The organism is Nostoc sp. NMS2, assembly GCF_017115105.1.
Lineage (GTDB): Bacteria > Cyanobacteriota > Cyanobacteriia > Cyanobacteriales > Nostocaceae > Nostoc.
Genome location: NZ_JABXKH010000099.1, coordinates 17018 through 39864, shown reverse-complemented (window position 1 = coordinate 39864; position 22847 = coordinate 17018). Strand labels below are relative to the sequence as shown.

The 22847-nt window shown below is 41.5% G+C and carries 16 protein-coding genes; 6 read left to right on the top strand and 10 right to left on the bottom strand.

The window, feature by feature from the left end; all coding sequences use genetic code 11:
* Window positions 1–118: 118 nt before the first annotated feature.
* From HWQ36_RS18265 to psaA, 6 genes are all read right to left on the bottom strand, one after another.
* On the bottom strand, window positions 119–586 hold the full coding sequence (locus tag HWQ36_RS18265) for a hypothetical protein (protein WP_292705100.1): 468 nt from the start codon (window positions 584–586) through the stop codon (window positions 119–121).
* Window positions 580–891 (bottom strand): hypothetical protein, encoded by a 312-nt coding sequence (locus HWQ36_RS18260; RefSeq protein WP_292705099.1) that lies wholly within the window; start codon window positions 889–891, stop codon window positions 580–582. Before HWQ36_RS18260 ends, HWQ36_RS18265 begins: the two co-directional genes overlap by 7 nt.
* Before the next feature lie 89 nt (window positions 892–980).
* Window positions 981–1187: a hypothetical protein gene (locus tag HWQ36_RS18255; RefSeq protein WP_292705098.1), complete on the bottom strand. Its 207-nt coding sequence runs from the start codon at window positions 1185–1187 to the stop codon at window positions 981–983.
* A 19-nt stretch (window positions 1188–1206) separates the two neighbouring features.
* Entirely contained in the window at window positions 1207–1695 is a 489-nt protein-coding gene (locus HWQ36_RS18250) for a hypothetical protein (RefSeq protein WP_292705097.1), read from the bottom strand.
* Between the two features lie 135 nt (window positions 1696–1830).
* Window positions 1831–4056 carry a photosystem I core protein PsaB gene (psaB, locus tag HWQ36_RS18245; RefSeq protein WP_292705096.1) on the bottom strand — a complete coding sequence of 742 codons (2226 nt, stop codon included), beginning with the start codon at window positions 4054–4056 and terminating at the stop codon, window positions 1831–1833.
* Window positions 4057–4176: 120 nt separating this feature from the next.
* On the bottom strand, window positions 4177–6435 hold the full coding sequence (psaA, locus tag HWQ36_RS18240) for a photosystem I core protein PsaA (RefSeq protein ID WP_292705095.1): 2259 nt from the start codon (window positions 6433–6435) through the stop codon (window positions 4177–4179).
* Between the two features lie 607 nt (window positions 6436–7042).
* On the opposite strand from psaA, the gene HWQ36_RS18235 reads away from it, so the two are divergent.
* Window positions 7043–8557 (top strand): hypothetical protein, encoded by a 1515-nt coding sequence (locus HWQ36_RS18235; RefSeq protein WP_292705104.1) that lies wholly within the window; start codon window positions 7043–7045, stop codon window positions 8555–8557.
* A 52-nt stretch (window positions 8558–8609) separates the two neighbouring features.
* The gene (locus HWQ36_RS18230; protein ID WP_292705094.1) at window positions 8610–10427 is read left to right on the top strand and encodes an ATP-binding protein; all 1818 of its coding nucleotides are present in this window, start codon (window positions 8610–8612) and stop codon (window positions 10425–10427) included.
* Here the strand turns inward: HWQ36_RS18230 and HWQ36_RS18225 are convergent.
* Window positions 10392–11306, bottom strand: coding sequence for a glutaminase (locus tag HWQ36_RS18225; RefSeq protein WP_292705093.1), 915 nt, complete (start codon window positions 11304–11306; stop codon window positions 10392–10394). The two genes, HWQ36_RS18230 and HWQ36_RS18225, sit on opposite strands and share 36 nt — an antisense overlap.
* Before the next feature lie 61 nt (window positions 11307–11367).
* Between HWQ36_RS18225 and HWQ36_RS18220 the strand changes: the two genes are divergently transcribed.
* A complete protein-coding gene (locus HWQ36_RS18220; RefSeq protein WP_292705092.1) occupies window positions 11368–12882 on the top strand; it encodes a thioredoxin-like domain-containing protein in 1515 nt (504 codons plus the stop codon).
* Between the two features lie 145 nt (window positions 12883–13027).
* On the opposite strand, the gene HWQ36_RS18215 is transcribed toward HWQ36_RS18220, so the two are convergent.
* The 3 genes from HWQ36_RS18215 to HWQ36_RS18205 form a co-directional block, all read right to left on the bottom strand.
* Window positions 13028–13255, bottom strand: coding sequence for a hypothetical protein (locus HWQ36_RS18215; protein ID WP_292705091.1), 228 nt, complete (start codon window positions 13253–13255; stop codon window positions 13028–13030).
* Between the two features lie 162 nt (window positions 13256–13417).
* Window positions 13418–14437: a hypothetical protein gene (locus HWQ36_RS18210; protein WP_292705090.1), complete on the bottom strand. Its 1020-nt coding sequence runs from the start codon at window positions 14435–14437 to the stop codon at window positions 13418–13420.
* Window positions 14438–15685: 1248 nt separating this feature from the next.
* Entirely contained in the window at window positions 15686–18109 is a 2424-nt protein-coding gene (locus HWQ36_RS18205; protein ID WP_292705089.1) for an NACHT domain-containing protein, read from the bottom strand.
* 545 nt (window positions 18110–18654) lie between these two features.
* Between HWQ36_RS18205 and HWQ36_RS18200 the strand changes: the two genes are divergently transcribed.
* The 3 genes from HWQ36_RS18200 to HWQ36_RS18190 are packed head-to-tail and all read left to right on the top strand — an operon-like array spanning window position 18655 to window position 22753.
* Window positions 18655–21723, top strand: a complete 3069-nt coding sequence (locus HWQ36_RS18200; protein WP_292705088.1) for a TIR domain-containing protein — start codon at window positions 18655–18657, stop codon at window positions 21721–21723.
* A 19-nt stretch (window positions 21724–21742) separates the two neighbouring features.
* Window positions 21743–22252, top strand: coding sequence for a hypothetical protein (locus tag HWQ36_RS18195; RefSeq protein WP_292705087.1), 510 nt, complete (start codon window positions 21743–21745; stop codon window positions 22250–22252).
* 45 nt (window positions 22253–22297) lie between these two features.
* Window positions 22298–22753: a nucleoside 2-deoxyribosyltransferase domain-containing protein gene (locus HWQ36_RS18190; RefSeq protein WP_292705086.1), complete on the top strand. Its 456-nt coding sequence runs from the start codon at window positions 22298–22300 to the stop codon at window positions 22751–22753.
* The last annotated feature ends 94 nt before the right edge of the window (window positions 22754–22847 follow it).

Sequence of the window (22847 nt, the reverse complement as noted above, 5' to 3'; positions counted from 1 at the left end):
GTTTCTGTTTTGGCTGCGGCTCTCCCAAACTCAGACCCTCTGCCATAATCCCTCTGTCAATAGGGTTTGAGACGCGCTAACCCTGGATAATTAGATTAGTGCTGAATATTTTCTAGACTCAAATTGACTTTTTCATAATACAGGCAACCTCACCATAACCAGGATTCCCAATTAGCCCTTGTAAATTATTATGCTCTATATCTTCTAACGATCCAAGCTTACTTGTCCATTTACCAGTCGGTAATTGTCTAGCAACGTGAGTTGGTACTTTATTGGAATTAGTATATATGGCTATTCTTTGAAATCTCTCTTCTAAAGCATCACCTTCACAAACTTCATAACCAAGTGTTTCAAATGCTTGTTGAAAAGCCTCTATAGTTTCCTCTCTGGGAATACTCAATGGCCAATAAAATTGATGTTGAATATCTTGCCACCACCATGTTTCATCATCCTCTGCTGCCCAAGCAACACAGTTGTAATCAATTGTATCTGGACTGGTAAGTTTGTATCCATAGACAATGAGGTTAGGATAATCACGCTCAATTTTTTCTCTGACAAACTTAACCCAAGCGTTATTACCTACCACCTGTAGCCTCTTTGCTTACCCCACTCCAACCAAGCTTTAGTCATTTCCTTTACTTTTCCCCTATATTCTTGAGGTACAGGATCTTCTCTGCTGATGGATTTTAATGCCCAGAACCAGTGTCCAGATTTCTTTTCCAGTTCCCTAAGTAAAAGTGGGATTACAGGTTTGCCCATGCCGATAATTTGTTGGTATGCAGGGTGCATCGACATTTGGTTAGTAGATGATATCCCACAAGTTTCTTCACGCCATTGGTTAACAAGCGCTGTAAAGGTAGCTTCTATTTCTGAGATTTGCAGTTCTTCCATATTGCTGCTTATAACTAAGTTAATTTTAGGCGTAGGCGTAGCCCGCACTTCGACTTCGCTCAGTGACCGTCGTAGATATCGCTTTCTTTTTAGATAGGTTCTCCATCTTTTAGTGAGTATATGTCTGGTTCATCGTTAAGAAATTGAAAGACTCCACCAGTCTGAGCAAGTTGCATTAAGTCACTGGTTGAAGGCTCTGATAAATCGAAAAATAGTTTTTCTTCCAAAAGCGATCGCTCCTCATCAGAGAGAGACAGGATAACTTGTATGAGAGATTCTACGAGTTTAATGTTCATTATTGATAAATTAACATTTTTACATTTCGTAGACTAAAGCATAGCTATAGCTAAAATTATCATTAATTGGTGAGCCATCTAGTAATTTTCTTAAGTGAGTAAAACGAAAAGGAGAGCTAATGTTTCGACAGTTTGAAATTACATAGAGTGTTTTAACTTTTACTTTTCCAACTTCTTCCCATAAACCTTCTCCTTTAGTTGACTCTGTACAGTACTGAAGTAACTTTTGTGATGTTTGAAGATTTAATTCTGGATTCAATTCAACTTGTTCTAAGTTTCCTTCGTATCTAACTAAGTTAGAATCTCCTACAGTTGCAAAGTAAATTTTACGTTGACCGTGAGTTTCTATTGCTTTTTTAGCTGATGACCAAATTACAGATGAGCGGAAAGTAATTGGCTGTCTGGGATTCTGATTACTAATTTTAACTGCTTCATCAAGATGTTCAGAGTAATTTCGAGAAAAAATTGCACAATTTGAATTTTGTTTAACTTGAGTTTCTAATCTCATCTTATTGGTATCTTGTACATAAAGTATTTATGCTCTAGAGTTCCCAAAAAATTTGAAAAAGTAATCAAAAATTAAAAAATCCCCCACCTTACGGCAGGGGATTTCTATTACTTATCTACAAAACTAGCAGTCGAATTAACCGAACTTACCAGCAGTAGAAGCAATCAAGAACGCTGCGTAGGTTACGATGTAGCCAACAGTGAAGTGAGCTAGACCAACTACACGAGCTTGAACGATGGACAGAGCCACGGGCTTGTCTTTCCAGCGAACTAGGTTAGCTAGAGGAGTGCGCTCGTGTGCCCAAACAAGGGTTTCAATCAACTCTTGCCAGTAACCTCTCCAGGAGATTAAGAACATGAAGCCAGTAGCCCAAACTAGGTGTCCAAATAAGAACATCCAAGCCCAGACAGACAGGTTATTCACGCCGTAAGGGTTGTAACCGTTAATCAACTGAGCGGAGTTAGCCCAGAGGTAATCGCGGAACCAGCCCATGAGGTATGTAGAGTTCTCATTGAACTGAGCTACGTTGCCTTGCCAAATACCTAGATGCTTCCAATGCCAGTAGAAGGTTAACCAACCAATGGTGTTGAGCATCCAGAATGTAGCGAGGTAGAAGGAATCCCATGCTGAGATGTCGCAAGTACCGCCACGACCGGGGCCGTCGCAAGGGAAGGCATAGCCGAAGTCCTTTTTATCGGGCATCAGCTTAGAACCACGGGCATCCAAAGCACCTTTGACTAAGATCAAGGTGGTGGTGTGCAGACCTAGAGCGATCGCATGGTGTACCAAGAAATCGCCAGGGCCAATTGTCAAGAACAGTGAGTTAGTACCAGCATTGATGGCATCTAACCAGCCTGGCAACCAAACGTTAGCGTAGTTGGGCCATGCTGTGTAAGCAATACTATCTGGGTTAGATAGCAAAGTATCTAAACCGTACAGTACCTTACCGTTAGCAGCTTGGACGAATTGAGCAAATACTGGCTCAATTAAGATTTGCTTTTCAGGAGTACCAAAAGCAACTACTACGTCGTTGTGTACGTACAGACCAAGGGTGTGGAAGCCTAAGAAAAGGGATACCCAGCTGAGGTGGGAAATAATCGCTTCTTTGTGCTTCAGCACGCGGTCAAGTACGTTGCCTTTGTTTTGTTCTGGGTCGTAATCACGCACCCAGAAAATCGCACCGTGAGCAAAAGCACCAAGCATCAGGAATCCAGCAATATACTGGTGATGCGTGTACAACGCTGCCTGGGTTGTGTAGTCCTTCGCAATGAATGCGTAGGAAGGCATGGAGTACATGTGCTGCGCTACCAGGGAAGTAACAACACCTAACGCTGCTAAGTGCCATCCCAATTGGAAGTGCAAGGAGTTGTTGTAGGTGTCGTAAATACCTTGGTGAGGTAGGTTAAATGGCCCTTCAACAGGAATACCAAAGAAATTCTTGGCATTCAATGCTTCTTTGAGACTGTGACCAATCCCAAAGTTTGTCCGGTACATGTGACCAGCAACGATGAATAAAACTGCGATCGCCAAGTGGTGGTGAGCTATGTCAGTCAGCCACAAAGCTTCTGTCTGAGGATGGAAGCCACCCAAGAAACTCAATATCGCAGTTCCTGCACCTTGCGATGTCCCGAATATATGTCCAGGAGTGTCAGGGTTTTGAGAGTAAACACCCCAGTTGCCTGTAAAGAATGGTGTCAAACCGGCTGGGTGGGGTGGGGTATTCAAGAAGTTATCCCAACCTACGTGCTGACCGCGAGCTTCGGGGACAGCAACGTGAATTAAGTGACCAGCCCAAGCCAATGAACTAACACCAAACAAACCTGCTAAGTGGTGGTTTAGGCGATGTTCAGCGCTCTTAAACCATGCCAAGCTAGGACGGTACTTGGGTTGCAAGTGCAACCAGCCAGCGAACAACATTACAGCAGCGAATAACAGCAAGAACACTGAACCATTGTACAGTTCGCCGTTCGTCCGCATACCGATGGTGTACCACCAATGGTAGAGACCAGAGTAGGTAATGTTTACCGGATTACTAGCGCCCGCTTGGGTAAAAGCTTCGATCGCTGGTTTCCCAAAGTGGGGGTCCCAAATCGCATGGGCGATGGGACGGATGTGAAGGGGATCTTTAATCCACTGTTCAAAGTTACCTTGCCAGGCTACGTGGAACAGGAGGCTGGATGCCCACAGGAAGATGATTGCCAAGTGACCGAAGTGAGTTGCGAAAATCTTTTGGTAAAGATTTTCTTCCGTCATGCCATCATGGGTTTCAAAATCGTTGCCTGTAGCGATCGCATACCATATCCGACGAGTCGTCGGGTCCTGTGCGAGATCCTGGCTAAATTTCGGAAATTTTGTCGCCATAGGTTTAATAAATCCTCTGACCTTTAGCCATCAAATATCAGCGTCTAGAGTCCTGAGTTCTGAGTCCTGAGTTCTGAGTTTTGACTCAGCACTCAGCACTCAGCACTCAATAACTGATTACTACCCTACTGAAAGGATGTGTGCGTGGAAGAATGCCCAAGTTGTGGCAATTCCTCCTAAGAGGTAGTGAGCTACCCCTACAGCCCGACCCTGAATAATGCTCAGAGCGCGAGGCTGAATTGCTGGTGCTACCTTCAGTTTGTTATGCGCCCATACAATGGACTCAATCAATTCTTGCCAGTAGCCGCGACCACTGAACAGGAACATCAAGCTGAATGCCCAGACAAAGTGAGCGCCTAAGAAGAGTAGACCATAGGCAGATAGCGCGCTGCCGTATGAATTGATGACTTGTGTAGCTTGTGCCCACAAGAAGTCTCGCAACCAACCGTTGATGGTAATGGCGCTTTGGGCAAAGTTACCACCAGTGATGTGAGTCACATTCCCGGCTGAATCTACGGTTCCCCAGACATCTGATTGCATCTTCCAGCTGAAGTGGAAAATTACAATCGATATGGAGTTGTACATCCAGAACAGTCCAAGGAATACGTGATCCCAACCAGACACTTGGCAAGTACCGCCACGACCAGGACCGTCGCAGGGGAAGCGGAAGCCCAGGTTTGCTTTGTCTGGAATCAGACGAGAGCTACGGGCATACAGTACACCTTTGAGCAGAATTAGGACGGTGACGTGAATGGTGAAGGCGTGAATGTGGTGAATTAGGAAGTCTGCTGTGCCCAAAACAATGGGTGCAGCTGCCACTTTTCCGCCTACAGCCAAAATACCGCCGCCAAAGACATAGCTAACTGGTTCTAGGGCATTAGGTGCAGTTGTACCAGGAGCCAAGGCGTGGATATTTTGTATCCACTGGGCAAATACTGGCTGCAATTGAATCCCTGTATCAGAGAACAAGTCTTGAGGACGACCCAATGCACGCATTGTGTCGTTGTGGATGTAAAGTCCAAAGCTATGGAAGCCGAGGAAAATAGACACCCAGTTCAGGTGAGAAATAATCGCGTCGCGGTGACGAATTACCCGATCCAATACGTTGTTTTGGTTCACAACTGGGTCGTAATCCCGCACCATGAAGATAGCAGCGTGAGCCGCTCCACCAACAATCAAGAAGCCACCGATCCACATGTGGTGTGTGAATATGCACAACTGCGTAGCGTAATCAGTTGCCAAATATGGATAGGGGGGCATCGCGTACATGTGATGCGCGATGATGATGGTCAGCGAACCCAAGAAGGCTAGGTTAGTAGCCAACTGAGCGTGCCAGGATGTGGTCAGGTTTTCGTAGAGACCTTTGTGACCTTCACCGGTGAAAGGACCTTTGTGGTTTTCGAGGATCTCTTTAATGCTATGACCAATACCCCAGTTGGTACGGTATTGATGACCAGCAACGATAAAGAGAACTGCGATCGCTAAGTGGTGATGAGCGATGTCACTCATCCACAAGCCGCCAGTTACTGGGTTCAGACCGCCCTTGAAGGTTAGGAAGTCAGCATACTGACCCCAGTTCAAGGTGAAGAAAGGTGCTAAACCAGCAGCAAAGCTGGGATACAACTCGGTCAACAAGTCTTTGTTCAAGATGAACTCGTGGGGCAAGGGGATGTCTTTGAGAGCAACGCCTGCATCCAAAAGCTTGTTGGTCGGTGCGGACACGTGGATTAAGTGACCTGCCCATCCCAAGGAACCACAACCTAGCAATACTTGCAAGTGGTGATTCAGCATCGACTCCACATTCTGGAACCATTCCAGTTTGGGAGCGCGTTTGTGGTAGTGGAACCAGCCGGCAAATAAGAATAAGCCTGCTAGTACCAAGCCACCGATCGCAGTTACATAAAGCTGGAAGGAGTTTGTAATCCCCCAACCACGCCATACTTGGAACAAACCGGAGGTGATTTGAATACCGTGGAAACCACCGCCAACATCACCGTTTAAAATGTCTTGTCCGACAATGGGCCAAACGACTTGAGCGCTAGGCTTAACGTTCAACGGGTCGCTTAACCAAGCTTCGTAATTAGAAAACTTTGCGCCGTGGAAAATCATCCCGCTCAACCAAACCATCACTACGGCTAGGTGGCCGAAGTGGGCTGAGAATATCTTGCGGGAGATATCTTCTAAATCGCTTGTATGTGTATCAAAATCATGGGCGAGTGCGTGCAGGTTCCAAATCCATGTGGTGGTTTTGGGACCTCTGGCTAAGGATCTATCAAAATGTCCAGGTTTTGCCCATGCCTCAAATGAGGTTGGAACTGGATCATTATCGACGATTACTCTTGCCTTCTTTTCCTCTCGCTCCGGAGGACTTATTGTCATTTGACCTCCTCTCTTGATAAGGAATGAGGAATCATGAATACCACAAAGTGAACCATTACCGCATACTCAGAATTTTACTGAAGCCGTGATGAAGACCCTATGTGGAGAGTTGTTTCTCGTTGAATTATAGAGTCTTCACCTGCACTTTGTTAGAGATATTTTAACAATAATTCAAACTTGCTCAAATATTGCTGAAATTGCCGCCTTATCTGCCTTTTAACTTCAAACTATTTGTCTAAAAGTCAATAGATTAACCATTTTAATTTACAAAGAATAACAATTCGTAAGTTTTATGGTTTTGCTGTATGTGTTCGGCGTTCCAGCTTTTACTACTATTGCTCATGAACATTTGTGTCATGTTTCCCTTGTTGTAAGTAAAAAGCAGTAAAAGTATGACTTATTTTCAAATCTACTGAAATAGACACAGGAAAACTTAGGGAATGTGAGGCGGATTTCACCTTTTGGGCTATAGTTCCAGATGGACAGTTTGAGCGAAAATAATCTGTCAATTGTCGAAGACCATCACTGGGTGCAACGCATGAACTCGTGGCAGAAAAGGGTGTTAGAGAAGCTCCTCCCTCAGAGGTTCCCGATTCTCAGGTGGATAATGACATTGGTGCTGGTATTAAGCTTGACCAGTTGCGGCGAGAAAGCCGATAGCCAGGAAGTATCGACTGGTTATAGAGAAAACCCTCCACAGATTTCTCAAATTTCAAAGCAATTTTCGGAAGTTTCCCCACCATCTGTTATCCAAGCACTGCGTCCAAGTTTGGAAGTTTATCAGCCACAAGTGGCAATTGTGACTCCTAAACCTGATGAAGTTTTCCAAAATAACAAAGTTACAGCCAGTTTTCAGGTTAAGGATCTACCAATATTTAAAGACCCACAATTACAACTGGGGCCCCATCTCCATGTAATTCTGGATAATCAACCTTATATTCCTGTTTACGACCTGAATCAACCCTTGGTTTTATCAGACTTGTCTCCAGGTACTCATACCCTGCGCGTCTTTGCCTCTCGTCCTTGGCATGAAAGCTTTAAGAATGAAGGCGCTTATGTTCAGACAACATTTCACATTTTTACCAAAACAGACGACAATAATCCAGATCCTAAGTTACCTCTGCTAACTTACAGCCGTCCTCAAAGTAGCTACGGTGCAGAGCCAATCTTACTAGACTTTTATCTCACTAACGCTCCCCTACACCTCGTTGACAAGGAAAACACTAACGAAGGATTTAGTGATTGGCGCATCCGCGTCACAATTAATGGTGAAAGCTTTATTTTCGATCGCTGGCAAGCAGTTTATCTTAAAGGCTTCCAAACTGGTCAAAACTGGATAAAGCTAGAATTTCTCGATAATCAGGGAAATCCTCTCAAAAATGCCTTTAATACTACAGTCAGACTGATCGACTACCAGCCAAAGGGTAAAGATACTTTGTCGAAAATTGTGAGAGGAGAACTCACAGCAGACGAGGTACGTGGCATTGTAGACCAGAATTATAAACTCATACCTACGCCTTCTGTTGAAAAAACACCCCAAATACAACCGAAGCTAGAAAAACAGCCCATTCCTGAAACTGAAGTTCCGAAAGAATCTAAAACACAGCCAGAAGAACCAAAATTGGAAGTTCCAACGGCTGTACCATCTCCTACCTTATCCCCGACACTACCAGAAGTAACCCCAACTCCTGAATCAACGCCGCTACCTGAAAAAGTTGCACCTCAGCCAACTAAACATAAAGTTGACGGATTTTTTAACCGTCGGGCTGGTAAGACACCTACTCCACGAGTAACAGTTGAGCCATCTCCGAGTTTGCCACCCACGCTACCAGAGATTATTGAGTCTCCAACACCAGAAATAATTACGCCAACACCAGAACCACAGCCAGAGGTAACACCGACTTCTGAATCAACGCCGTTACCTGAAAAAGTTGTCCCTCAACCAACAAAACCTAGATTTGGCGGATTTTTTAAGCGTCGAACGAGCAAGACACCTACTCCAAAAGTAACAGTTGCGCCATCTCCTGGTTTGCCACCTGCACTACCAGAGATTATTGAGTCTCCAACACCAGAAATAATTACGCCAACACCTTTACCAGAAAAACAAGTGCAACAGCCATAAAAAAAGGGAATTCTAAGTAAGCATTGACTCTTATTGCTTACTTAGGATTAATATGGCTTTCCAGACTCCAGGTTCAGATTTTCCATCAGTTTCCGGTGATATCGCCGTCGTCCAATCGAGCCGAAAAAGGTGGTTCTCAAACATTACCAATGGTCTGAATATTGGCAACAAAATTAAATTTGGCTATGGTCTTGCCCTTGGTGTGGGAATTGTCGGAACCACAATTGGGCTAGTCTTAGGAGATCGCTATCAGCAAGAGGCGTTGCAGCAGCAACAAAATGCCTTCAAGGAACTCAATTTGCTCTATCGCCTCCAGACAGGTATCCTGCAAAGTCGAACGCACCAGCAGCAACTCATTCCATTAGTGGCAAATCCAAAGCTGTACAAAGAGGAATATGCCCACATTACTAATACACATGCACCTGAAATTAAGCAAGTTTGGTTGGAACTCGAAACATATATAAAAACTGCTGATTATACGAACCAAAAGCACACTGAGAATATTTCCCTGCTTCTGAAAACTTATGAAGGTGTAACACAAACTTATATCCAGCAACTTGAAGAACTATCTCAGCAACTTGATTTATCTCCTCTAACTGAGAATAAAATTGCGATCGCTCAACGACGACTGCTGAAGTTTACCAATAGTGAGTTAGCACTTAAGTTTGACGGTATCTCCGATGAACTGGTTACTGTCATTAATACCTCTTATGAGGAATTACAAGCAGCAACGACGACGTTCAAGACAGCAGCACAAATACGGATTCAAATCATTGTTGCTAGCATTGTGTTGTCAGTATTAATTGCTACTCTTTTAGCTTTTTTGACGAGTCGAACCATTACCCATCCAGTAGAAGTGCTGACGAATGTGGCGCAGCGAGTCACCAAAGAATCTAACTTTGACCTGCAAGCACCCGTAATAACTACAGATGAAATTGGCATACTTGCTACTGCATTTAACCAAGTTTTGCACAGGGTTAAATGCTTATTGGAAGAACAGCAAGCAGCCGCTTTTCGTCAGCAGCAAATGCAAGAAGCCCAATTGCTGCAAAGTGAGAAAATGTCCAGTTTAGGACGAATGGTAGCTGGCATTGCCCACGAAATTAATAATCCGGTAAATTTTATCTACGGCAATTTAGATCCTGCTATTCAATATGTAGAGGATTTATTAGCATTATTACAAACCTATCGCCAAGAAGTACCTAATCCACCTCTAGCGGTACAAGACCACGCCACCGAAATTGATGCAGAATTTGTGGAAGAAGATTTACCGAAAGTTTTGCAGTCGATGAAGTTCGGTGCCGATCGCGTGCGCCAAATTGTCTTAAGCTTGAAAAACTTCTCTCGTCTAGATGAAGCAGAAGCTCATGGAGTCAATTTGCATGAATGTATTGAAAGTACGTTACTCATTCTCAATAACCGGATCAAAAAAGGTATTACGATTGAGCGCTGTTACGGTGATATTCCCACCGTTGAAGGTTTTTCTAGCTCGCTTTACCAAGTGTTCATGAATATTATCAACAATGCGCTTGATGCTTTGGAGGAACAGCACAATACTCAAGACAAACCACGAATTACGATCGCTACTGAACTTCAAGATAAAAACTGGGTAGTTATCCGTATTGCTGATAACGGTTCGGGTATTGCCCCTGAGACTCTAGAGAAAATTTTTGAGATGTTCTTTACCACCAAACCAACAGGCGTTGGCACTGGTATGGGACTTTCGATTAGTCATCAGATTGTTGTCGAAAAACATGGAGGACGACTAACTTGTAAATCTGAGGTGGGTAGTGGTACAGAATTTATCATTTCTCTCCCTATCCAAAAGCAGCATTTAGCCAAAGATACTCAACTGCAACTCTTGTGCTAAAGCCTCAACAAAGACAAGCCCTGCTAACGGATTTCCTATATTATCCAACCCAGGACTGTAGCAAGCGATCGCTCCCTCACTTGGTACTATTGCTATAAGTCCACCACCAACCCCTGATTTCATCGGTAGACCAATCCTGATTGCAAACTCGGCAGAAGCTTCATAAAGTCCACAAATTGACATCACCGCGTTGACAATTCGGCGATTCTGTGACGATAAATATCTATTTTCACAAGCTAGGAGTTTTCCTAACAGGGCTAAATCTTCAACTCGCCCAGAGATACAACATATTTGCTCATAAGTGTCAAGTGCTGTTTCAAGATTTTCTAAATAACCTGTTTCGGTAAGATAGTTTGCGATCGCTTCATTAGCTGTTGAGCGGGTTAATCGCACTGAAGCCAGCATTACTTCATCTAACCATAGTTGGCAACCGGCTAATTGGTTGAGCCATTGACAAAATAAAAGAGTGCGTTGGGTAGCGTCTTTTCCTGGTAACTTATCAGCGAGGGTGATTGCCCCACTATTAATCATAGAGTTGCGGGGGTAGCCGCGATCGCTAACTAATTGTTCTAAAGAATTGAAGGGTGCATCCGATGGTTCCACCCCAACCCAGCCAAAAACCGTTTCTGCGCCAAAATGTTCTAGCAGATAAAGTAAAGAAAATGTCTTAATCACGCTCATTAGCGGGAAAATACAAGCTGTATCCCCAAAACTGATACTTTTTCCCGATTCACAGCAGATATGAACTGCAAACCAACCAGGATAAGCTTTAGCTAATTGCGGAATGCGATCAATAACTCGTCCATCTTTAGCCTGAATTTTAGCTTGTTCTACCCAGACTGATAACTCTGTAGTAGTTAATTTTTCAAGTTCTTTCACAACAGATACACCCACGTTAAATTACGAATTACGAATTACGAATTACGAATTACGAATTATTATGCTTCCCCGTGTTAGAGCGCCTGAATTACCGCAAAATTACTCTTGGTTCAATACCGATAAACCTTTGTCTCTCAAACAACTCAAGGGTAGAGTCGTAATTTTAGACTTTTGGACATACTGCTGTATAAATTGTCTGCATATTCTGCCAAACCTGAAATATTTAGAACAGAAATATAAAGATAGCCTTACCGTTATTGGTGTCCATTCTGCCAAATTTGACAACGAAAAAGAAACAGAAAACATTCGCCAAGCTATCCTGCGCTACGACGTTGAACACCCGGTTATAGTTGACAGCAATTTTCGACTTTGGGGAGAATATGCTGTACGTGCTTGGCCTACCTTAATAATTATTGATCCAGAAGGTTACGTGATTGGTCAGATTTCTGGCGAAGGAAATCGTGATGCTTTAGACGAATTAATTCAAAAACTAATTCAGCAACACCAGGATAAAGGCACGATTAATTTTCAAGAACTTAGCTTGACTTTAGAAAAACAGCGCCAACCATTAATTACACCCCTAGCTTTTCCTGGTAAAGTTTTAGCTACCCAAGCGGGTTTGTTCATTGCTGACTCTGGACATCATCGTCTGGTTATGAGTAGCTTTGACGGAGAAATTCTCCATTTAATTGGTACTGGAAAATCTGGCTTAACCGATGGTGCTTTTCATGAAGCGCAGTTTTTTGCACCACAGGGAATGGCTTATGATGCAGAAAATCAAATTCTTTATGTTGCTGATACAGAAAATCATACCCTGCGGCGAGTTGATTTGAAGCGTCAAGTCGTAGAAGCGATCGCAGGAACTGGTAAACAAAGCCGGAATATTCATCCTCATGGCGGTATTGGTTTAGAAACCGCGCTGAATTCTCCTTGGGATTTAGTCAAAGTGGGAAATACCCTGTTTATTGCAATGGCTGGGCCGCATCAAATCTGGGAAATGGATTTAGAAACTAGCATCATTAAAACTTATGCTGGTACTGGTGCAGAAGCTGGCGTTGATGGTTCACTGACTGAATCTGCCTTTGCTCAACCTAGCGGTATCAGCACAGATGGAAAAGAATTATATATTGCTGATAGTGAAGTTAGTTCAATTCGTGGTGTTGGAATTGTAGAACCCTATCAAGTACGAACTGTTTGCGGTAGTGGGGGTTTATTTGGTTTTGGTGACGTTGATGGACAAGGTGAAGATGTCCGTTTACAACACTGTTTAGGAGTGGAATTCGCTGAAAATTTTCTGTGGGTAGCAGATACCTACAATCACAAAATTAGATTAGTTAGTCCTAGTGGCAATTGTCAAACAGTTTTGGGAGATGGTACTGCTGGTTTACAGGATGGACAAGGTAAGAATAGCCGATTTTTTGAACCTTCGGGATTGAGTGTTATGGATTCATATCTATATATTGCCGATACAAATAACCACGCCATCCGCCACGTAGATTTGAATACTTTTGAGGTGACGACGCTAAAGTTTTTTGGCTTATGTGCGCCAGATGTTTGTATTCCGCCGAATTTATAGGATGAGAACCTCATGCAAAAGTGCAAAGAAAAACTTTGTACCCTTGTCCTTGTTCAGCCTGGGTTTTAGGTTGGCACCCAGGCTGATAAATCTTTATTCGTCGGAGGATCAAGTCTTTTCAAGTTTCTGTTCAAGTGCAGAAGTATCATCCATGACTGGATATTAGAGTGAATCTATCTTGATTCTCGGTTTGATGAATGAGTTCTTTAGTCTCCTCATCAGCTATCTGCTTGTTTTTGAGATCATTGGCGATCGCCAGATTTGCTTTGGCGATCGCTTCAATCTTCTCGCAACAACCCTCGTCCCAAACATCGCCAGGTTTGTGGTTGCAGACTTTAACAGACTCTTGGGTTTGATCGTGTTTTTGAGGCATGGCTAATAATACCTACTAAATGTAAATCCACATCAAGCTACCTCATTAAGTATAAACTCTTATGGTAAAAATAGGCAATGAGCGGCATTAACCGGCATTAACCGGCATTTAGTCCCGATGTTTTCTTGGTTTTTCGCTCTACTCTACAGAAATTCCATAGTTTTAGTCAATTGGAGAGCTTAGTAGTAAACGATCTAAAAGATAATTAGTGGCAAAGTAAAATAAGGCAATTAGGATAATGGCAGGTAATGTAACTGATAACAAAGCTGTTGTTTGATCTGAGCCAGATACTTCAATGCCAACAGTTAGCAGAATTGCCGTCATCCCATTTTGATGGCCAAACATCACTCTTACTTTGCTGGCTAAAGAATCTTTTAAAAAGAGAAAAGTTACAATAACTTGTCCTAAGAAAAATGTAGAGAATGCTAAAATTCCTCCAGAAAACCAATCTAGGCGAAGATTAGCAGATAATAAACCAATAACAATTACACTAAAATAAAAAATTGCAGAGATAATTTTTTCTAACTGCTCTGGTGCGATCGGTCTTAAGAATATGCCTACAAATGCAGGTAAGATGAATGAATCAAATAAAACACTATAGAAAATAATGATCGCTAAAAAAATTATTTCTAAAGATATTTGAATTTTGTCATATAGCCTATTTGACCAACTACTAATTTTATAATAGATGTAATAAACTGTAAAACAGCTAATAACATCAGCAGCAATCCGCACTAAATATTGATTCCAACTGAAATTATTTGAGACTAACAGTGGTAGGAAAAAATAAAAAGCAAATAGTACAGTAATTGGGTCATCAAAGCTAGACCAAGCCCTCAAAATAGTTTCAGATTTTCTGCTAATCTTGCTGCTGTCAAGAGATTTAGCTGCCGCAATTGGATCTATTTGAGCAATTATGGTTGCACACAAATAGGCAATTGGGGCAACACGGTGTGAAAAGTAAGCCAAAAAGAAACCGGGCAAGATAATCTTTATTGGTACTCCAACAACTATTACCTTAATAATTGAGTCCAAATGTCTTTTAAAGAATATCGGATCAATACTTAAAACATTGATATACAAGCCCAGCGAAATGGCAGTGTTCATCATTTCTTCGAGATGGGGAATGGTTCTGACATTGATGTCAAATCCAAGGGCTAACCAATGAGCCGCTAATCCCAAGCCAACTGACAGAATGCTTAATTTAAGTAGCATTCTCGTTACACCAGTATCAACAAGGAGAAGTATATCACGATTTTCTTAGAACAATCTTGATATGAACATTAGAATTTTTGGACATATCTTAATAGAATGCCGATTCAGTATGAAACCAGATTTTTTACAACCAAGTTTTTGTACTTGGGAAGACAAAAAGTTTTTAAGTTTCTGAAATTATTGAATTGGCATTCTGCTAATCCTCATTGAAGAAGAAGTCATAATGGGCTAAACGCCCCGCTATCGCTAACAGAAGTGGAACCTGGATTGCTCCGCCTCCGGTCAGAATCAAGACGCTTGTTCGCATATCTCCCTTTGCGAGAAAACTCGCTTTCTGCTCGCTATCAGTCGGGGATTCAAACCCGCCACTAAGGGGGAGCATCCCAAATGTGCAAAAACCTTGATAGCCCTCATCCCCTAACCCCTTCTCCCATCTTTGGGAGAAGGGGAACTAGAGTTATGTCTCCCCTCTCCCAAACATGGGAGAGGGGCTGGGGATGAGGGAAAAGATTTAAGCTTGCATTGGGATGCTCCCCACTAAGGTACTTCCAAATAAAAAATACTCAACTACTTCTTGTGGGGACGGACAAGATGTCCACCCCACAAGATTGGATAATTTATTTCTTGTCAGTCCCTAATTGTTCGCCTGACAATTCAGGTCATCTGGAAAACCTCACTTCTATTTCTCTCTCCTAAAAGGCTAAGGTGTACACACATCTTTCTAGAAAACCAAAATCGTTGAAGATCCCCCTAAATCCCCCGATAAAAAGGGGGACTTTGACTCCGGTTCCCCCTTTTTTAAGGGGGGTTAGGGGGGATCAAAAGCTTGTGAGGCAACTCTCAAAGACTTGTGTGTACACCGTAGCCTAAAAAGAGAGAGACTTTGAATTTTCCCCCTTCCCGACACGGGAAGGGGGTTAGGGGGTTAGGTTTTCGGTGGACTTTTCCACATATTAGACATCTCCAGAAATTAAATATGATTTCCAAAACCCTTGTAGAGACGTAGCACTGCTAAGTCTCTACATTCTTTTTCGGAGATGTCTAATGTGAAAAGTCAGGATTGTTCGCGCTTGCGTCTCGTAGAGAAAACCACTAAAGAGGAAATCTTTAGCGGGAGTCTTAAACCCCTTAATTCATCCGCTTTTTAGTTCAAAATACCTTTTCTGTATTCTGGCGAATGACGCATATATTTTGTTTCGATAATTTGTGAAGATTCTATTCTTTTAAAGAAGTGTTATTGACATCATAACCGCTTAGTAAATGAGGTAGTATTTCATCTGTAGGTAATAGCAAATTATCTAGAATTTCCTCACGCAGTTCTCTAGAACAATAAATTCCTCTAGAAACACAATCAAATAATAGGTAATTTGCATAAATATAATGTTCCAAAGCTTTGACATCTGCGGATGCAAGGTTGACTTTATAACCAGCATCAAGATGTTTAAGCATAAGTTGTCGTAATTCTTCTGCCCATTTTTCCCATTCTTGATTAGCAGCATGACTCAATGGATGACGATTTTGCAAATCAATCAATTCTCTAGCTAAATCAGTTAGATTTGATTCTTGGGCTTTTTGAATTGCAAAATCTAGTTTTTGATTAATATCAACCTCTGTATCATTACCAATTTGCAGCCGTTCAATGGTAAATTCATTTGAAGTCTTCAGGCTTACATATTGATTTTCATTAGGCATATCTCCATGAGAACGATCCACAGCTAAAGCATGAATGGCTGCTAATCGGGAAATTAGTAAAGCTCTTGGTTTAGAAGCAAGTAATTGACTATGATTGTCGTTATATTTTCTAATCTCTGTTGCAAATTTTGCAAAGGTCGTCCGGTCAATTTCAATGTCACGACTAATGTAAAGGTCAACATCTAAATCAATTGCTAAGTAATAAGCTCTCCAAGAGCTAGAGTCGATCTGAGCTTTAGTTGTCATTCTATGTAGCCAATTAAGCATATCTTGCAACCCCTGACTGTCTTTTACAATGTCATGGGTACACTTAAACATTAGTTTGATAAATTCATCAGCATTACTCAATCGCTCAGTAATTAAAATAAATACTTCTCGCCATTGACGTACTATTAAGTTTTGTTCAACAAACTTTTTTAAGAATTCTGGTTCACGATTTTCTACTATGTATTCCGCCGCAAAAAATTCCTGAAAAGTCAGATGAGAAAAAGAATATATTCCCTTAGATTGTTGAATTAATAAACCATAGTTGGCTTCAATAATTCTTAACGCTTCTCGTGAATCTATTTCAGCAATAATATTCTGCAAAAATTGCACAATTTGCTTTTCCAATTCCCACTGATGCCATAGAAATTTAGGAGGGTTATCAGTGAAGCCATGATAAGCTATTTCACTGAACATATTAATTTTCCGTTGTCGTGACAGATAAAGATCGGGTTTACGTTCTATCCGACGGCTAGTATCCCATCTTCTTAAGAGAGAATCTACTGCATCTGCGTATAGTGCATAGCGATTTATAGAGAAATCATAGGTATCTTCAAATGTTAAACATAAAATTGTCAGCAGCAAAGGACTTGTGGCTAATTCTTTGACTGCTTGATTTTCTTCTAATTTGTCTAAAAAGCGATCGCTAATTTCTTCTTCTCCACGGATTTGAAACCACTGGTGAACAAACATCTTAATTTCTTCCTTTTCAAAATCGGCAATTTCTACCTCTGTAAAATCATCAAAAACATAATCACAGGCTGCATTACGACAGGTAATTATAAAACGATTATCTGGGAATGAATTGGTAAAATCATCAATTTGTCGGTAAATATTATTATTTTCGACCTTCACTTCATCTAATCCATCTAACAAAATTAAAGCGCGTCCAGTTTCTAGTAAGTTACGCACTTTTTTCTCGGAATCTGGGATATATTTGGTAAATTCATAGATTACGGTTTCCGTTAAACTTTTATTAGATTGATTTTCGGATATATCTCGGAAACGAATAAAAACAGGTACAACTTTTTCTAGCGATTCTTCTAGGGAGAAGTGCAGAGCTAGATACTTTAAAAATGTCGTCTTACCTGCTCCTGGTTTGCCTAATATCATCAGCTTTTTGTACCGAATGGCAGCTTCTAATGATGGCATTGAAACTTCATTGCTGGAGAAAAATAACCGCCTAAAATTTTGCTCGGTTGCAGATTCTATTTCTAAACTATTTAGTAAATATTCCAGTGTTTGCTGTCTGCGTCCCTGAATATTCTTCAATATTTTAAATGTATTTACATAAATACTATCTATAGGTATTGGCTCATTCATATCTAGGACTCGCATTGTGCTGCACTTTCTTTCTAGATGCTTCCAATAAGGTTCTAGCCAATCTCCTTCAACATCAGAGTCTATGTTGCTGATTTTTCTTAAAGCTTCTTGATAGCTGTTCTGGTCTAGAAGTACTCTACATAGATAATTGAGATTTTTCTCCTGCATTTTCGGTGGTGTGGCAGCATTAAAAAAAGACCGGATAGTTCTATCAGCTATTAAATTGTCGTTTTTATCCTCTGAATGATAATAAATAGAATTTAATCTGTTAATTAAAGAACTTGGTGAGCCGCCAAACTTCTCTGAATAGGCTTGTTTTAAGGATTGAAAAACTTTTGATTCGACTTGAATTGATGCCATTTTTTTGTCCTCTGTGATTGGTTGATATTAATAAATATGAAAATGTATCCTTAAGATACAAGAGATTTTAGATTGTCCAGCCTTTGTACCAAAACTTTATCCGAAACTTTTATTGGGTTCTGTATTCTCATACATAATATCTTCAGTTGAGTATCCCATTTTTCCATAAAAAAACGTTTTAATCAAGATTTTCTTGAGCTTGTCCATAAATTCTCTAACTTACCATTCTACTCAAATAAATACGTTTTTACAAATTGCCGTAAATTGCCGTTGTATGCCTTATTTTTCCTAATTATATGCCAAACAAATTTGATATATTGTCTTAAGGAAGATGTCTAAAAAGCCACTAACTCTTAATTATCCGAAATACTCCTAAATCCCTAGTAAAAAAGTGGGCTTTAACTAAAGTATTCCACCCAGAAAAAGGGAATAAGCAAGAATCTAATATTTCTCAGACATTCTGCCAAGTTAGAGAACAATAATTCTTATAGCCAACCAATGCTTGAATTGAGTACGTATATATTATCTGAAAATAAAACCGCTCTATGAAAAATCCTGTCAATCCCAGTGAAATCCCATTTGGTTGGCAACTGAAACATACACTTCGGGGGCACAATGGGTTAATAAGTCGAGTGGAATGGTCTCTAGATGGTACGATGCTGGCCTCGCCATCATTTGATAGCACAATTAAACTTTGGTCTGTAGATACTGGCGAATGCATACGCACCCTTGAGGGTCATAAAGGACGGGTTTGGACAGTTGCTTGGTCGCCAGATGGCAAATCAATTGCTTCTGGATCTGCTGATAACACTATCCGCTTTTGGAAAACAGAGACTGGCGAACTCCAAAAGACAATTGATATGCATACTGGTGTCTGTCTGAGCATGGCATGGTCTCCAGATAGTCAGATACTTGCTGTCGGTGGGATGGGCGATGATTGGTCGATTATATTGGGGTATGTCAACACAGAACAATATAAAACCATCGAAGGACATTCGGGACAAGTGAATAGTTTGGCATGGTCGCCAGATGGGAAAATGCTGGCATCTGCTTCTCACGACAGCACAATCAAAGTTTGGGATAAAGAAACAACTAAACTGCTAAAAACTCTGGTAGGACATTCAGCAGATGTTTACAGTGTCGCATGGTCTCCAGATGGGCAGATGGTAGCATCAGCTTCTCGTGACAATACAATCCGTTTGTGGAATCCTCAAACGGGGCAAACATTATTTGTTTTAGAAGGACATACAGCATCGGTAAATTGTTTGGAATTTTCTAATGATGCTAAATTGCTAGCTTCTAAATCTTCTGATGGTACTGTTCGTCTGTGGCGCTGCGATACTTGGGAAACTTTAACAGTTTTAGAGGAAGCAACTTTTAAATCGTTGCCTTTTGGGTTAGCTTTTCACACCACAAAACCCATTTTGGCAACTTTGGGTGAAGCAGACATCGCCATTCGCATTTGGCAAATAGACCCAGAAATTTTGCTGAATGCACCTCCGGTGAATCCCTCTGACTTATATAGAAACGCTAAAGTGGTGCTAGTGGGTGAAAGTGGTGTAGGCAAATCTGGATTGAGTTTGGTGTTAACTAATAGAGAGTTTCGCCCCACAGAATCAACTCACGGTCGTCGTGTTTGGACTTTTGACAAAGAGGAGTTCAAGTTAAGCGACGATCGCCAAGAATTGCGGGAAATCCTTTTGTGGGACTTAGCAGGACAGCCAGGTTATCGGCTGATTCACCAGTTGTATTTAAATGAATTGGCAGTAGCCTTGATCGTATTTGATGCCCGGAGTGAAACCGAACCCTTTGCGGGAGTATATTATTGGAACCGGGCTTTACGACAAGCACAAAACTTACCAGGTAATTCTGCGATCGCTTTGAAAAAATTTTTAGTATCCGCCCGTGTAGACCGGGGTAGCATTGGTGTGACAAAAGCACGTATCAATGCTTTAGTTAGCGAACTAGGTTTTGATGGTTACTTTGAGACTAGCGCTAAGGAAGGATTGGGAATCAAGGAACTAACTACAGCCATTCGCCAAGCTATTGACTGGGAGCATTTGCCAAAGGTAAGTTCTACAGAATTATTTCAGAAAATCAAAGTTTTCTTAATTCAAGAAAAAAAATTACGAAGGCTGTTATCTCAAGTAGATGATCTCTACCGCGCCTTCTTGCAAAGCAATAATACTATTGCTGATTCCAAAGAAGTGCGAGACAAGTTTGAAACTTGCATTCGGCTAGTGGAGTCGCGGGATTTAATCCGTAGACTCAGCTTTGGCAATCTGATTCTTTTGCAACCAGAACTATTGGATGCTTACGCCTCAGCAATTGTAAACGCCGCCAAAGATGAACCAGAGGGTATGGGTTGTATTGTCGAAGAAGACGTACTCGCGGGGCGGTTTCAGATGTCAGAAGATGAACGCATCACCAATAGAGAACAGGAGAAATTACTTTTAATTGACACGGTAGAAGAATTATTGACTCGTGAAATTGCTTTGCGAGTACAGACTGAGGCTGCACCATTGCTAGTCTTCCCCTCCCAGTTTACCCGCGAATGGCCAGAAGCTCCTGATCCAGAAGGCAAAGCGGTGATTTTTGAGTTTGAGGGGGCTGTATTAAATGTATACACTACCTTGGTTGTACGTTTATCTCGCAGCGAGATTTTTAAACGCAAAGAAATGTGGAAAAATGCCGCTATGTTCACAGCCAGGGTTGGTGAGTGTGGCATCTGGCTACGCCATATTGAGGAAGGAAAAGCGGAGTTAACTCTGTTCTTTAAACCTGAAGCGAGTGAGGAGACAAGGCTGCATTTTGAAGAGTACGTGCATACCCACCTGAAGCGGCAGGCTTTACCAGAAAGTATCCGCCGTCGCCGCATTTTTGTTTGTCATAATCTCAAATGCAAAATACCAATTACTGAATTACAGGCGACACGCAGGCGAGAGTTTGGTTTTAACTGGATTCGTTGTAATGCTTGTGATACTCAGATTTCCCTGCTAGATAAAGAGGAACGTCTGAAGGCAGTAGATCGGACTTTCCTTATTCCGCTAACAAATAAAGATACCGATGCTCAACGCGAAATTGGAGTAGTTACTTCTATTATTCCGCAGATGGATAAAGCTGCTGATAAACAGCGTGAGATTGACACCGCTACTTCAATCATTCAAGGCAAAGTTGCCACCAATGATTTTGATGTCTTTTTATCTCACAATAGTAAAGATAAACCTTTAATAGAAGCGATCGCTAATCAACTGCGACAGCGAGGTTTGAATCCTTGGCTGGATAAAAAGGAGATTCTTGTCGGAAAGAGCTTTCAAGATGCTATACAACAAGGAATCCAGCAAGTTAAATCAGCTGCCATCTTCATTAGTCCTAATGGTTTGGGAAAATGGCAACTACAAGAATTGCGATCGCTTAACAGTCGATTCGTTAACGAAGATTTGCCTTTGATTCCAGTTTTATTACCAAATGTCACTGAGATGCCAAATGATCCAAAGCTACTGTTTCTCAAAGAATTAAATTGGGTACGTTTTGTTGACAATGTTGATGAAAAGGAACCTTTAGAACGGTTAATAAAAGCAATTATAGATATCAAATCGCTCAATTTTGAATAATCAACCCAGAAATCTATCGATGCCCAAACCAAATCCAGCAAAATTAAAGAAAGTATCTGTCAACCTCCCCTTTGGTATTGGTGGGACAGAATGGGAACCCGACTCCACAGAACGTAAGGCGGCTTGGTCGCTGTATGTAGAACTTGTTACCCGTATTGCCATCCAGCCTCTAGATTCCGAACAAGACCAAGGCTTGTTACGAGAAGCACTTTCATCCTTACACAGCCTGTTTGGTACTACCCGACAAATTCTCAAAGATGCGGGGCCTGATATTGGTGGCTCTCGTGAGTCAGTGGGAGGAATTGCGATCGCTGTTCTCAACCGAGGATTGCGTCCGGTTTTATCTAAATGGCATCCTTTACTACAAGCCTGGGAAGCACAACGTTCCTTGGATGTCAGTCCCAAGAAACACGAACAAGATTGGGAAAAAGAAGCCCAATTTAGAAGTGAGTTAGAATTGCTCAGAGAAGATTTAGAACAATATGCTGTGGCACTTGCAGTTATTGCTGGCATAGATTATTACTTGTGAATGTAAAGCCGTCCTTTATGACGGGGTTTCACACCCAAATTTTCGATGAATAAATACATTGAGGCTCCAGGAGAGTTTGACGGCAAAAGTCAAGCAATATTTTGTGCTGGTGGTATCAGTGATTGCCCTGATTGGCAAGCAGAGATGTTGCAGCTATTAAAACCTTCATCTTGGACAATTTTAAATCCCCGTCGGACTAATTTTCCAATTAATGACTCCAGTGCATCCAGAAAACAAATTGAGTGGGAACATAAACATTTGCGACTAGCCCAAGCTATTCTCTTCTGGTTTCCCCAAGAAAGTATCTGCCCTATCGTTCTTTATGAACTGGGTGCATGGTCGATGACAAATAAACCTCTATTTCTCGGCATTCATCCCCATTACTCTAGAAGACAAGACGTAGAGATCCAAACATCTCTGGTACGTCCTGATATTAATATTGTTTATTCTCTAGAAGAATTAGCTAGCCAAGTGATATTATATATGGCAAATTCTCCATAATTTCGGCAGCGATCGCGCTGATTAACTCGATTCTGAAAGACCATTTATAAAGTAGATATTAAGTAGGGTGGTTACGGCTTTGCTATCACGCCCC

Excerpts from the sequence above, each read along its gene's own strand:
- HWQ36_RS18250 (WP_292705097.1), bottom strand. The coding sequence starts at position 1,695 with ATGAGATTAGAAACTCAAGTTAAACAAAATTCAAATTGTGCAATTTTT.
- HWQ36_RS18190 (WP_292705086.1), top strand. The coding sequence starts at position 22,298 with ATGAATAAATACATTGAGGCTCCAGGAGAGTTTGACGGCAAAAGTCAA.
- HWQ36_RS18200 (WP_292705088.1), top strand. The coding sequence starts at position 18,655 with ATGAAAAATCCTGTCAATCCCAGTGAAATCCCATTTGGTTGGCAACTG.
- psaB (WP_292705096.1), bottom strand. The coding sequence starts at position 4,056 with ATGGCGACAAAATTTCCGAAATTTAGCCAGGATCTCGCACAGGACCCG.
- HWQ36_RS18215 (WP_292705091.1), bottom strand. The coding sequence starts at position 13,255 with ATGCCTCAAAAACACGATCAAACCCAAGAGTCTGTTAAAGTCTGCAAC.
- HWQ36_RS18235 (WP_292705104.1), top strand. The coding sequence starts at position 7,043 with ATGACATTGGTGCTGGTATTAAGCTTGACCAGTTGCGGCGAGAAAGCC.
- psaA (WP_292705095.1), bottom strand. The coding sequence starts at position 6,435 with ATGACAATAAGTCCTCCGGAGCGAGAGGAAAAGAAGGCAAGAGTAATC.
- HWQ36_RS18220 (WP_292705092.1), top strand. The coding sequence starts at position 11,368 with ATGCTTCCCCGTGTTAGAGCGCCTGAATTACCGCAAAATTACTCTTGG.
- HWQ36_RS18230 (WP_292705094.1), top strand. The coding sequence starts at position 8,610 with ATGGCTTTCCAGACTCCAGGTTCAGATTTTCCATCAGTTTCCGGTGAT.
- HWQ36_RS18205 (WP_292705089.1), bottom strand. The coding sequence starts at position 18,109 with ATGGCATCAATTCAAGTCGAATCAAAAGTTTTTCAATCCTTAAAACAA.
- HWQ36_RS18260 (WP_292705099.1), bottom strand. The coding sequence starts at position 891 with ATGGAAGAACTGCAAATCTCAGAAATAGAAGCTACCTTTACAGCGCTT.
- HWQ36_RS18255 (WP_292705098.1), bottom strand. The coding sequence starts at position 1,187 with ATGAACATTAAACTCGTAGAATCTCTCATACAAGTTATCCTGTCTCTC.
- HWQ36_RS18195 (WP_292705087.1), top strand. The coding sequence starts at position 21,743 with ATGCCCAAACCAAATCCAGCAAAATTAAAGAAAGTATCTGTCAACCTC.